Origin of the sequence: Streptomyces lunaelactis (assembly GCF_003054555.1) — a bacterium.
GTDB lineage: Bacteria > Actinomycetota > Actinomycetes > Streptomycetales > Streptomycetaceae > Streptomyces > Streptomyces lunaelactis.
Genome location: NZ_CP026304.1, coordinates 4,690,180 through 4,702,303, shown reverse-complemented (window position 1 = coordinate 4,702,303; position 12,124 = coordinate 4,690,180). Strand labels below are relative to the sequence as shown.

Below are 12,124 nucleotides of genomic sequence, written 5' to 3'. Positions count from 1 at the left end.
CCTCGCTCAAATCCATTACGGCAGTCATTACTGCGGTCGGCTCAGTCTAACGAGCGGGCCGGTTCCGCCCGACTGATACCACATTGTGAGATGTCCCGCTCACTCCGTGATCACCGGGCGGCCGTGCCCGCTCTTGGGCTTCACCTGCCCGCTGAGGTGCGGGGCACGCGGAAAGTGGGGTGGCTCACACATGCGGCCCGACTGCCGGCCACGGGGCCCGTACGACCTGCCGAACGGGAACCCGGAGATCGACGGCCGCGCCGCCGTCGGCTCCTCGAGGTCGGCGTCAAGCGGCAGGGACAGGAAGGCGACCTCATCCGTCCCGCTCATCTCAGCCCCGGCCTCGTGGCGGGAGCCCGGCCGCGATGCGGGCCTCGTCAGCGCGGAAGTGGTGGTTCACGACGCACTCGACCGGGTCCGCGCGGAAGGTGTCTGGGATGTAGCCGACGGGGGGCCAGGTGTCGTCGCTCTCGGGTTCCCGGTCCAGCTCTTCGCGGCAGGCAGCGCACAGGCCGTTCGTCAGCTTCGTGGTCGTCTCGTCGGCCTCGCAGCCCCCGCACATCATCACGATCTTGTTGACGCGGGCGCGGACGGTGCCGGTCGTGGACGTGGGTGGCATCTTGTTCTCCAGTCGGGTACGGGCGATGGCAGCCGGGCTGTGTACGGGTGACGGCAGTCCCGCGGTCAACGCCTGGGTGAGGTGGTTGTGGGTTGCCCCACGCGCCAGCCACTCGGCGGCCAGCGGTTCGAGTGCGGCGCAGTCGGCGGCGGACAGGGTCATACGGGGTTCGGTGCGGCCGAGCCGGGCGAGTACGCCGTACGCCTCCGACGAGGAGGGCGCGGGGGCGGGTGCCGGTTCGTCTGCCTCGTCTGCTTCGCCTACGCGGGCCAGGCCCGCCCGGCCCAGCACCGTGACGTCGACCCCGTGCACCCGACGGACGAACTCCGCCCACCATGCGTCCGACCTGCGGATACGGGACCAGTACGTCCTCGTTACCCAGCGCTTCGAGGAGTCCTCCAACGTCAGGTGCTCCTTGACCAGCCGCAGGTGTCCGGCGTCCGTGAGCTCCCTGAGGGCGCTGCGGCAGGCCTGTTGGCCGTGGACGGGGTGTGTGGCGGCGAGAACTTTGTAGCCCATCGCGGAGCCCTCGGGCAGCCGGTCGATGAGCGATGCGAGTTCCGCCGCCCGCGGGGGCAGGTGTGCGAAGTCCGCCTCTCCGCGCGGGTTTTCGTCAGCCGTGAGGCGCTTTCCGTACCCCGGATTGGCCATGGGGTGTGCGGACACAGGCAGGGCAGGGCTAGTGTGTGCGTAAGCCACGATCGAGTCCTCTTCGATCCGTAGGTGAGGCCCCGACCTGGTGTTGCTAGCACCGGCCGGGGCCGTTTCTTTGCCGCGAACGTAGGCCGTAATTACGTTCCGATGCAAGCTGATCACACAATGTCACCTGTGCGGGTGATGTGGCATCAACTCGCCTACAGGGGTGGGCGGTGGGTTCAATTCAACCCACCCATTCCTTGGAAAGAGGGCTCGGGGCCCGAGGCTCAAGCTCCGGGCCGACCTGGGACGTTGGGTCGGCTCTCGCCCAGGCCTGCCGCCGACGGGCTTGTCTCCCTGCGCAAGATCACATGGGTGTCGAGCAAGAGTCGCATCAGCGCATCCCGAAGGCGCCGGCGATGTCGTCGGGCAGCTTGCCGAAGTCATCGGGAATGTGGATCCGACCCCGAAGCGAGCCCCTGCCTGTACGCATCACCTTGGGGCGCAGCGGCACGACCTTGGCGACCGGCTCTCCCGCCTTGCTGATGACGACTTCCTCGCCGGTTGCCACCTGCTCCAGGATGCGCGAGAAATGCGTCTTGGCCTCGTGCACGCTGTACTGACGGGCTGCTTCCACGGCTGCATCACAGGGACTGTCGCTGGGTGGACCAAGCGCTGGACTAAGTCCAGCCCCAGGACACCCGTGGCGGGCCAGGGGCAGCTCCTGGCTCACGTTGCGCTTCGTACCCCGGGCGCGGCCCGGCGCGGAGAAGCTCAGGTGGCCGTACGCAGGCCCAGCGGGCCGGCGATCTCCTCCGCCATGACCTTGCCGGCCTCCTCGGCCAGCGCGTCCTCGGTGATGTCCTCGTCCGTGTCCAGGCCCTCCAGCTCCTGCAGCGGCTGGTCGAGGCGGACATGGGCGACCAGGGACTGCAGGGCGCGCAGCGTCGCGGACGCGGTCGGGCCCCAGTTGGAGAAGTACGAGAACTGCCACCACCACAGCGCCTCGCTGGTGCGGCCCGACCGGTAGTGGGCCAGGCCGTGGCGCAGGTCGGTGACGATGTCCGCGAGGTTGTCGGAGATCCGGGAGGCGACCGGCAGCTTGCGCGGCTCGTACGGGTCGAAGACCTCGGAGAAGATGTCCACCGGGTCGAGGAGCACCGCGAAGCGCTCGCGCAGATCGTCGACGTCCAGGTCCGGACCGGTGTCCGGTTCGTACCGCTCGTCCGGGATGATGTCCTCGTGTGCGCCCAGCCGACCGCCGGTGAGCAGGAGTTGAGAGATCTCCAGGAGCAGGAACGGCACAGCGCTGTCGGGCTCGTCGCCCTTCGCGACTTCCGTGGTCGCCACGATGAAGGACTCGATCGAGTCGGCGATCTGGACCGCGAAGCTGTCCGGATCCTGGCTTACGGCGTGCAGGTTGGCGTCAGACATCGAGAAGTCGTCTCCCCTCGAAGGCACGCCCCAGCGTGACCTCGTCGGCGTATTCCAAGTCTCCCCCCACAGGGAGACCGCTGGCCAGCCGTGTGACCTTCAGTCCCATCGGCTTGACCATGCGTGCCAGGTACGTGGCGGTGGCCTCGCCCTCAAGATTGGGATCCGTGGCCAGGATCAGCTCGGTGATCGAGCCGTCGGCGAGCCTGGCGAGCAGCTCACGAATCCGCAGGTCGTCGGGGCCGACGCCCTCGATGGGGCTGATGGCCCCGCCGAGTACGTGATAGCGGCCCCGGAACTCACGGGTCCGCTCGATGGCCACGACGTCCTTCGACTCCTCCACCACGCAGATGACCGACTGGTCACGGCGTGGATCACGGCAGATTCCGCACTGCTCCTGCTGCGCGACATTGCCGCACACCGCGCAGAAGCGGACCTTGTCCTTGGCCTCGAGGAGGGCGTGCGCGAGGCGGCGGACGTCGGTGGGCTCGGCCTGGAGGATGTGGAAGGCGATCCGCTGCGCGCTCTTGGGACCGACGCCGGGCAGCCTGCCCAGTTCGTCGATGAGGTCCTGAACCACGCCTTCGTACAACGGAACGCCTCTCCTGGAGTGCTGTGGTGCTTACGGTAGTTGGTGCGCCGCAGCCTTAGAAGGGCAGGCCCGGCATGCCGCCCAGGCCCTGGGCGAGCGGACCCAGCTTCTCCTGCTGCAACTGCTGTGCGTTCTCGGTCGCGGCCTGGACGGCGGCGACGACGAGGTCCGCGAGGGTCTCGGTGTCCTCGGGGTCGACGGCCTTGGGGTCGATGACGAGCCCACGCAGCTCCCCGGAGCCGGTGACGGTGGCCTTCACCAGGCCGCCGCCCGCTTGGCCCTCGACCGCGGTCTGTGCCAGTTCTTCCTGGGCCTGTGCGAGATCCTGCTGCATCTTCTGGGCCTGCTGCAGAAGCTGCTGCATATTGGGCTGGCCACCACCGGGAATCACGGTCACTCCAGCATTTCGACGACGGTTGTTCGGTATGCCGAGCCTACGTGGTCACCGGGCGCCACGCCCCACCCGGCGATGACCAACTCTTTCGAGTGAGTGGGCCGGAACACCCCTACCTGATCAAGAGCCTCTTACGGGCGGAAATACCCGGATTTCCGGAGCACAGCCCACCCTCCGGCGGTAGGAAGGGCATGGGCATCAGGATGCACGCGGTACACCCGCTGCACGCGCGCACCGCATGTCACGCAGTGTCACGCCAGCTGTCACGTCAGTTGCCAGGTCGGTTGCCACGCAGTTGCCACGCCAGTTGTCACGTCAGTTGTCACGTCGTAGAGGAGTGCCCCGGTGAGCCAGCCGGAGATGCAGCCCGGGGGGCCGGCCCGGGAGGAGCGGGGCGAGGCGCCGCACGGTGACCTGACCGGAAGGCCGTTTCCGCTCGGCGACTGGGGAGAGCCCGCGGACCGCCTCGACGAGCTGTACAGGTGGGTCGAGGCGAGCGGGCTGCGTACCGCGGAGTGGTACCTGGCGGACCGCGTGGGGAAGCGGCGCCTGGCGCGGGTGCTGCGCGTCGGTACGGCGCTGGGGGTGATCGCCGGGGCGGCCCTCACCCTCCTCGACCTGACGGGCGCGCTGGACCGGACGGCGGGGTGGGGGTATCTGTCGCTGCTGCTGGCGGCGGCGTGCCTGGCCTGCGACCGGTATTTCGGGCTGACCTCGGGCTGGATAAGGAACGTCGCGACGGCACAGGCGGTGCAGCGCAGGCTGCAGGCGCTGCAGTTCGACTGGGCGTCGGAGAGCGTACGAGAGGTGCTGGGCCCGACGGAGGGCACGGCGAGCGAGGCGGCGGAGCGTTGCCTGGGGGTGCTGCGGCGGTTCTCGGAGGACCTCACGGAGCTGATGCGGTCGGAGACGGCGGACTGGATGGTGGAGTTCCGCGCGGGGCCTTCGGCGTCGGGGGCGCGGTGGGCGGGGCGGGGCCGGGTGGCGGCGCCCCGCCCGGAGCCGGGCGGGGCGGCGGGACGGGCCCCGCTGCCGCCGGGCACACGCCCGAACATGCCCCGCCAACGCCCACCGGAGCCGCCGCGCTGAGGTGGGGGCCCGCTGACCGGGGGCTGCGCCCCCAGGCCCCCGTACGGCCTTCGGCCGTGTCCGGGGCGGAGCCCCGAAAGTCAGGCCGTCCGGCGGCGCACAATCGCCCGCGCCACGATCGGCGGCAGCAGGTCCTTCGCCAGCCGCCGCGTGCGCGACCGGCGGCGCGGCCGCGGCGGGGCGGCCGGTGCCGACGCCGGCACCACCCGCGGCTCCGGGTCCGGCTCCGGCTGCGCCTCCGGCTCGTGCCGCGAAGCCGGATGCGCCGGCACCTTCGCCTTCGTGCCCTTGATACGGATCAGCGGCAGACCCGCCACCTCCTCCACCCCGTGCCAGAGATCCTCCCGCTTCTCCAGCCACCCCAGCAGCGCCTCCCGCGCCGGCGCCGGGTCGCCCCACGTCCCGTACAGCTTCGTGCCCGTGATGACGATCGGCTTCAGGCCCGTCGTGGCCACCGCGCCCCACACCGCCGCCGAAACACCCGGGCAGTGCTCCGCGCGGAAGTCGTCGAAGGACACGATGCCCTCCGGCTGCAGCAGCTCCTGCGCCGCCTCGATGTCGCCGTGCACGTGCTCGTACAGGTGCGACGCGTCCACGTGGACGAAGCGGCAGCTGTGCGGGCGGACCCGGGAGGTGATCACCGAGGTCGGCGCCTGCACCATCGTCGGCAGCTCGTCGTGGAACGACAGATAGTTCGCCTCGAACGCGCGGCGCGTGAGCGTCGAGTACGAGCGGTCCATCTCCGCGCTGTTGGAGTCGTCCGGCGCCGGGGAGTCCCACAGGTCGCAGACCGTGAACTCCTCCCCGTCCCGCAGATACACGCCCGTGAAGATCGCGCTCTTGCCCAGGTACGCGCCGAGCTCGAGCAGGTCACCTCGGCCCTCCGGATCGGTGTCCCGCTGGTAGCTCAGGAACCAGTCGAAGAGCAGTTGATCGGCGGGCCAGAACCATCCCTTGACGTCCGCGAATCGCGTCGGCCTGGGCAGTAGCTCGTCCGCGCCTTCCCCCGCGGTCGCCGCCGCGGGGGACTGTGCCGGGGTACTCGTCTGTGACATGCCCCGGTCCTACCGGACCGAGATGTCGCGGAGTTTAAGGCCGCGCGTTCAGTGGATGTGCGTCAGCTGAAAATGATCATTGAGCCCTGGCCAAGGCTCCGCGTCGCCGCCGCGTGCAGCCCCAGCCACACATGCCGCTCCCGCGCGAAGGGGCTCTCGTCGTACGGAATCGGGCCGGCCGGCTCCTCCAGCGAGGTGGGACGGTCCGGCGGACGCGGCGCCTCCGGCGGGTTCGCCGCGTCGATGCCGATCGCCGGCGCCACGAACTCCAGCTCCCGCAGCAGGCCCTGCGTGGAGCCCAACGGGCCGCCGCCCGCGAGCAGTTCGTCGTTCGACAGCGGCGAGCCGAAGTCCACCGGGACGTACGCCCCGGCGTGGTCGTAGTGCCAGACCAGGTGCGACCCCTGCGCGGTCGTGTCGAACATCTCCAGCAACTGCTCGTAGTCACCGCCCAGTTCGTCCACCGGCGTCACCGCGAGCCCGCACAGCTGCAGCAGATACGCGCGGCGCAGGAAGTGCAGCGCGTCGTAGTCGAAGCCCGCGACCGGCGCCACATCGCCCGAGAGGCCCGGCATGTAGGCGAAGACGGGGACCGTGGGCAGGCCGGCATCGGTGAGGGCCTTGTCGTAGGACGCGATCTCTTCGGCGAAGGGGTTGTCGGGGCTGTGGCACAGCACATCGACGAGGGGGACCAGCCACAGGTCACAGGCCAAGGGAAGGCTCGCTCTCCAACAGGATCGGGCACGGTCGGCGCGAGGGTCGCGCGATGGTCGGGACAGCGTAGTGCCACGGATACATTCGGCGAAGGGGGCGGGTCAACTGCCGGCGCAACTGTCCCCGCGACAGCCCGCGCACCTGTCGCAGTTGTCCCCGCGACGGCCCGCGCACCTGCCCGTTCAACCGGAACTCCTCGGCTCTCCTACATCCCATACCCACACACCGCCCACCGGCTTACCCGGCCGCCCGAGCAGTTTCTCCACGGTCGTATACAGCGCCCGGTCGTTGTACTGCGGTGCCAGCACCACCACGCCCGCCTTCCACGCCGCGAGGTCGGACCGCGCCTGCGCCTGCCAGTTCGGGCCGATCACCGGGACGCGTCCGCTGTTGCGGACATCGTTGAGGAGGTTGGAGGTGTGGCGGGGGGTCGCGCCGTAGATGCCCATGCGCTCCGGACCCCACGGGCCGTTGAAATAGCCGCCGGCGACCGGGAAGCCGAGCCCCGTGGACGACTGCCAGTGCAGGGCCTCCGCGCTGCCCGGATACGGCAGCGGCACCGTGACCACGGACTCGCCCTCGGCGAGGTAACCGCGGTACATCCCCTCCGTGACGAAGGCGGGGACCTCCGACCGTTCCCGTACCGGATAGGGCGTCGGCAGCACCGGCAGCACGGCCGCGGCCACCGCCGCGAGGCCCACCACCTGGTTCACGCGCCGCCGTGTGAGCAGCAGCCGGTCCGCCGCCAGCGCGAGCAGCACGCCGAGCACCGGCGCGCAGATCATCGCCACCCGCGACTCGATGACCGACTCGAAGAGCGGCTGATGGGCCAGCGCCCGCCACGGTCCCGTCAGCACGGTGTCCGTGTACGGGATACGGAACTTCGGGCCGAGCGAGAGGAGCGCCGCCGCGAGCGCGGTGAACGCCAGCGCCTTGACCAGGGCCGACCGCCACAGCCGCACCACGATCGCCGCGGCCAGCGCGATCAGCGGCCAGCCGTAGAAGGCGTTCTGCTCGGTGCGGTTGAACGCGAGCGGGTCCGCGCCCTCGTCGGAGCCCGCGAGCGAGCGGCCCGCGAACTCCAGGAAGGCGAGGGGGCTGTTGCCCATGTTGTCGCCGTGCAGCACGCTCTTGTAGCTCTGCGGGCCGAAGAACTGCCAGCCCAGCGGGAAGGCGACCAGCGGCAGACAGACCACGGCCGCGACACCGAGCCCGCGCAGCAGCGGCCGCCAGGCCGCCCGTGCCACATCGGGGCGCGCGAGCGCGTACGAGAGCGCGAAGAGCAGCATGCCCATCGCCGCGAGCAGCAACGGTTCCTCGCCGAGGAAGATCTGGTACGTCGCGAACAGGCCGAGCAGCACCCCGTCGCGCACGACAGTGCGCCCCCCGCGCCCGGCCTCGCACAGCCGCAGCGCCCGGTCGATGATCACCGGGATCATGAACAGCACAAGGAAGTTGGGGTGGGCGTTGCCGTGCGAGATCATCGGCGGCGCGAAGGCGGCGAAGGCTCCGCCGAGCGCGGCCGCCCACCGGTTGCGCACCAGCCGCCGCGCGATCAGCCAGTACCAGGCGGTCGCGGTCGCGGCGAGCCCGAGCGTGAGCACCAGCGCCCAGGTGACGCTCGGCCCGAACAGCAGGGTGACCGGGGTGAGCGGGACGGAGAGCCCGAGCATGACGGTGTTCGCCATCAGGTTCACGCCGTCGGGATAGCCCTGCAGGGTCGTGAACAGGGGATTGCGCAGATGCGCGACATTGTCGGCGGTGACAGCGAAGAACCACTGCCACTGGTTCTGGTCCTGCCCCGCGTCGACGAGATAGGAGCCGTCGAGGTCCGCCCACAGCCCCTTGTAGAGCAGTACGGACGCGAGCAGGACGAGCCCGGTGACGGCGAGGTCCACCCGCCGTACGGCACGCGCCCGGAGTCTGACGAGCTCCAGCAGCACCCGGCCGTAGTCCAGCGGCCGGACCTTGGAGCCCGCGCGGTGCGACCAGCGCACCGGGACCTCCGTGACCGGCCAGCCCTCGCGCCGGAAGAAGCGCAGAATTTCGACGTCGATGCCCCACCCATCGAGCCGGGAGTCGGCGAAGGCGGCACGCGCCTTGTCGCCGTCGAAGAGTTTGAAGCCGCACTGGGTGTCGAGGATGCCGGGTACGGCGACGGCCCGTATGAGGTGGTTACCCATCCGGCCGAGCCATTCGCGGGTACGCCGCTGGTGCACCTCGATACGGGAGTCGGGGTGCGCGCGCGAGCCGATCGCCGCCGCGCTGTCCTCGGCCGCGAGCTGCTTGTCGAGGCGGTCGAGTTCCTCGATGGGGGTCGCGAGGTCCGCGTCGGTGATCAGGACGCGACGGCCGTACGAGGCGAGCACGCCGAGCCGCAGGGCGCTGCCCTTGCCGCGGTTGCCGTCACCGGCGACCACGTGGATGCGCGGCTCCTCGGCGGCGGCCTCCCGGGCGATCTTCGCCGTGGCGTCGGTGGAGCCGTCGTCGACGACGATCAGCTCCCAGCTGCCCCAGCGGCCCGGTTCCGCGCGCAGATGCGCGCAGATCGCGTCCAGGGTGGGGCGCAGCCGCGCCTCCTCGTTGTACGCCGGGACGACGACGGTCAGATCCACGTCGGCGTGCGGGTACGCGCCCGCGTACACGGGCGCCTGTGCCTGCGCGCTCACCGCTCCAGCCGATCGGCCCACGCGAGCGCGTGGGCGTTGTACGCGCCGATGACCGCGCGCGCGGCAGCGGCGTCGCCGAGGGCGACGGCGTCCACCAGCTCCTCGTGCCCGCTCCACAGCCACTGCGCCCGGTCCGCGTCGGCGCGCAAATGCGGGACGGCGAAGACCCAGGCCTGGACGCGCAGCCGGTGCAGAAAGTCTGATATGTAGCGATTTGCGACGAGTGAGGCGAGCTCGCGCCAGAAGCGCAGGTCGTAGCCGATGAGGATGTCCAGGTCCCCGCCGCGGGCCGCGCGGGCGGCTTCCTCGCCCCGGCGGCGTACGGACACGAGCGCCTGGCCGCGCACGCCGTGCGAACCGCGCGCCTGGAGATGGCGGAAGATGCCGTCCACGATCAGCGAACGCGCCTCGACCATGCCCCGGTAGTCCTCGACCGAGAACTGGTGCACCTTGAAACCCCGGTGCTGGTCGGAGTCGAGCAGGCCCTGGGCGGCGAGGTCGACGAGGGCTTCCCGCACGGGCGTCGCGGAAACGCCGTACTGCTCGGCGATCTGCTTGACGGTGAATTCCTGTCCGGGCTGCAGACGCCCCGCCAGCACCTCGTCACGCAGCGCGTCCGCGATCTGCTGCCGCAGGGTGTTGCGGGTGACAGCGGTACTGCTGGTACTGCTGCCGGAACCGCGCATCGTGGCCTTCTCCTTCGCCGGGGGGTTCCGGACACGATAGGCCAGTGGTTACGAACCCGGGGCGGGGCGTACGGTCCTGACGATGTCGGGCAGGTTCCGGGAGGGGAGGCTGAGATGGCAGGTGTCTTCCAGGCGGCGACCGGCGACGGGCCGCCGTCCGCGCTGCCCGAGCGGGAAAGGACCGCCGAGGTGCGGGTCGCTTTCGAGGGGCTGCTGCAGATCCGCCGCGTGACGAACACGACAGTGCCGGACCCCGCCGGCGCACCCGCGGCCTGGGAGCTGAACCAGATGGTGCGCGCAGTCGCCCTGGCTCTGGAGGCCTCGGGCTTCCAAGCCTCCGCGCTCGACGCCTCGGGTGCCCGTACCGCGACGGGCTACCGCGTACGCCCCTTCGACCGCGCGCGCACGGTCTGCGTGGACTGGCTGGGCCCGCCGGGGAGCGGGGCGCCCCAGGAGGAGGAGAGCCGGCTGACCGAGTGCGCTGCGGCGCTCGGCCGGCTGGGCTGGGAGGCCCTGCTGTACCGCGGCCCGCGTCGCCGCCGCTTCCTGGAGGTCGAGCCGGCGAGATCGAGCGCGTCCGGCGCTTGAACGGCACGCCGCACCCGGAGCTCTGAACTCCGGGTGCGGCACCGCGTATTGACCGCGCAGGACTCGGCGTACGGCCGGCCTACGGCTCCGCTCAGACGGTGTGCTCGTCGGCGAGCGACAGCGCCACGTCCAGCGCCGCCAGGCCCTCCTTCGCCTCAGCCTCGGTGACATTGCAGGGCGGAACCGCGTGCGTACGGTTCATGTTCACGAAGGGCCACAGGCCGTTCTTCTTGCAGGCGGCGGCGAACGCGGCCATCGGGGCGTTCGCCGCGCCCGACGCGTTGTACGGCACCAGCGGCTCGCGCGTCTCCCGGTCCTTGACCAGGTCCAGCGCCCAGAACACGCCCGTGCCGCGCACCTCGCCGACGCTCGGGTGCCGCTCGGCGAGCTCCCGCAGCCCCGGGCCGAGGACCGTCTCGCCGATGTGGGCCGCGTGCTCGACGACCTTCTCCTGCGCCATCACGTTGATCGTGGCGACGGCGGCGGCGCAGGCGAGGGGGTGGCCGGAGTAGGTGAGTCCGCCGGGGTACGGGCGGTTCTCGAAGGTCGCCGCGACGGCGCCCGATATCGCGACGCCGCCGAGCGGTACGTAGCCGGAGTTGACGCCCTTGGCGAAGGTCAGCAGGTCGGGGACGACGCCGAAGTGGTCGGCGGCGAACCAGGCGCCGGTGCGGCCGAAGCCGGCCATGACCTCGTCGAGGACGAACACGATCCCGTACCGGTCGCAGATCTCGCGGACGCCCGCGAGGTAGCCGGGCGGCGGGGTCATGATGCCGGCGGTCCCGGGGATCGTCTCGAGGATGATCGCGGCGATGGTCGCCGGACCCTCGAAGGCGATGGTGTCCTCCAGGTGCTGGAGCGCGCGCTCGCACTCCTGCTGCTCGGTCTCGGAGTAGAACGGCGAGCGGTAGAGGAACGGACCCCAGAAGTGCACGACGCCGGAGGTGCCGTTGTCGGAGGCCCAGCGGCGGGGGTCGCCGGTCAGGTTGACGGCCGTGGCGGTGCCGCCGTGGTACGAGCGGTAGGTGCTCAGAACCTTCGGGCGGCCGGTGTGCAGCCGGGCCATCCGGATGGCGTTCTCGACGGCCTCGGCGCCACCGTTGGTGAAGAAGATCTTGTCCAGGTCCCCGGGCGTCCGCTCGGCGATGAGGCGTGCGGCCTCGGAGCGTGCCTCGACGGCGAAGGCGGGAGCGAAGGTGGTGAGCTTGCCGGCCTGCTCCTGGATCGCGGCGACGACCTTGGGGTGCTGGTAGCCGATGTTGGTGTAGACGAGGCCGCTGGTGAAGTCGAGGTAGCGGTTCCCGTCGTAGTCCCAGAAGTACGAGCCCTCGGCACCGGCGACGGCGAGCGGGTCGATCAGGCCCTGGGCGGACCAGGAGTGAAACACATGCGCACGGTCTGCGGCCTTCACGGCAGCGCCGGCCCGGGGGTCGGGATGAGGGGTCATGGCCCCCAGGGTAGAGACGCGCGGGCGGGGGCGGACATGGCCATCCTGTATGCCCTGAGCCACTTTGGTGGGCGTTGTGTCGGGTGGGGGCCCGCTCAGCCCCTCCGGCGATTGAGGAGCGGGGTCCGGGGCGGAGCCCCGACAAGGGCCCGGGCCTGCCCAGCCCGCACCCCCCATTGACAGCATGCTGTCCACATGACA

General features: G+C 70.8%; 13 protein-coding genes. 2 read left to right on the top strand and 11 right to left on the bottom strand.

The genetic code is table 11. From position 1 onward, the window contains the following. Positions 1 to 99: 99 nt before the first annotated feature. From SLUN_RS21705 to SLUN_RS21680, 6 genes are all read right to left on the bottom strand, one after another. A complete protein-coding gene (locus tag SLUN_RS21705) occupies positions 100 to 330 on the bottom strand; it encodes a hypothetical protein (RefSeq protein WP_108150782.1) in 231 nt (76 codons plus the stop codon). A gap of 1 nt (position 331) precedes the next feature. Further along, the gene (locus tag SLUN_RS40060) at positions 332 to 1,270 is read right to left on the bottom strand and encodes a hypothetical protein (protein ID WP_170146597.1); all 939 of its coding nucleotides are present in this window, start codon (positions 1,268 to 1,270) and stop codon (positions 332 to 334) included. Positions 1,271 to 1,649: 379 nt separating this feature from the next. Beyond that, complete coding sequence (locus SLUN_RS21695; protein ID WP_108150779.1) at positions 1,650 to 1,892, bottom strand: type II toxin-antitoxin system Phd/YefM family antitoxin; 243 nt, start codon at positions 1,890 to 1,892, stop codon at positions 1,650 to 1,652. A 137-nt stretch (positions 1,893 to 2,029) separates the two neighbouring features. After that, positions 2,030 to 2,689 (bottom strand): DUF5063 domain-containing protein, encoded by a 660-nt coding sequence (locus tag SLUN_RS21690; protein WP_108150777.1) that lies wholly within the window; start codon positions 2,687 to 2,689, stop codon positions 2,030 to 2,032. Next, the gene (recR, locus tag SLUN_RS21685; RefSeq protein WP_108150775.1) at positions 2,682 to 3,281 is read right to left on the bottom strand and encodes a recombination mediator RecR; all 600 of its coding nucleotides are present in this window, start codon (positions 3,279 to 3,281) and stop codon (positions 2,682 to 2,684) included. Before recR ends, SLUN_RS21690 begins: the two co-directional genes overlap by 8 nt. 55 nt (positions 3,282 to 3,336) lie before the next feature. Beyond that, entirely contained in the window at positions 3,337 to 3,672 is a 336-nt protein-coding gene (locus SLUN_RS21680) for a YbaB/EbfC family nucleoid-associated protein (protein WP_108150773.1), read from the bottom strand. Positions 3,673 to 4,020: 348 nt separating this feature from the next. Between SLUN_RS21680 and SLUN_RS21675 the strand changes: the two genes are divergently transcribed. After that, complete coding sequence (locus SLUN_RS21675) at positions 4,021 to 4,764, top strand: SLATT domain-containing protein (protein ID WP_179955296.1); 744 nt, start codon at positions 4,021 to 4,023, stop codon at positions 4,762 to 4,764. A gap of 80 nt (positions 4,765 to 4,844) precedes the next feature. On the opposite strand, the gene SLUN_RS21670 is transcribed toward SLUN_RS21675, so the two are convergent. The 4 genes from SLUN_RS21670 to SLUN_RS21655 all read right to left on the bottom strand — a co-directional run bounded on the left by SLUN_RS21670 (position 4,845) and on the right by SLUN_RS21655 (position 9,888). Beyond that, on the bottom strand, positions 4,845 to 5,819 hold the full coding sequence (locus SLUN_RS21670) for a class I SAM-dependent methyltransferase (protein ID WP_108150771.1): 975 nt from the start codon (positions 5,817 to 5,819) through the stop codon (positions 4,845 to 4,847). 62 nt (positions 5,820 to 5,881) lie between these two features. After that, a complete protein-coding gene (locus tag SLUN_RS21665) occupies positions 5,882 to 6,532 on the bottom strand; it encodes a putative DNA-mimic protein (protein WP_108150769.1) in 651 nt (216 codons plus the stop codon). A gap of 183 nt (positions 6,533 to 6,715) precedes the next feature. Next, positions 6,716 to 9,202, bottom strand: coding sequence for a dolichyl-phosphate beta-glucosyltransferase (locus SLUN_RS21660; RefSeq protein ID WP_108150767.1), 2,487 nt, complete (start codon positions 9,200 to 9,202; stop codon positions 6,716 to 6,718). Then, on the bottom strand, positions 9,199 to 9,888 hold the full coding sequence (locus SLUN_RS21655; protein WP_108150766.1) for a GntR family transcriptional regulator: 690 nt from the start codon (positions 9,886 to 9,888) through the stop codon (positions 9,199 to 9,201). The genes SLUN_RS21660 and SLUN_RS21655 overlap by 4 nt, the downstream gene beginning before the upstream one ends. Positions 9,889 to 10,002: 114 nt before the next feature. Here SLUN_RS21655 and SLUN_RS21650 point away from each other — a divergent pair, with 114 nt between their 5' ends. Next, a complete protein-coding gene (locus tag SLUN_RS21650) occupies positions 10,003 to 10,476 on the top strand; it encodes a hypothetical protein (RefSeq protein ID WP_108150764.1) in 474 nt (157 codons plus the stop codon). A 91-nt stretch (positions 10,477 to 10,567) separates the two neighbouring features. Here SLUN_RS21650 and SLUN_RS21645 read toward each other — a convergent pair whose 3' ends face one another. Continuing rightward, positions 10,568 to 11,923 (bottom strand): aspartate aminotransferase family protein, encoded by a 1,356-nt coding sequence (locus tag SLUN_RS21645; RefSeq protein ID WP_108150762.1) that lies wholly within the window; start codon positions 11,921 to 11,923, stop codon positions 10,568 to 10,570. Positions 11,924 to 12,124 lie beyond the last annotated feature (201 nt).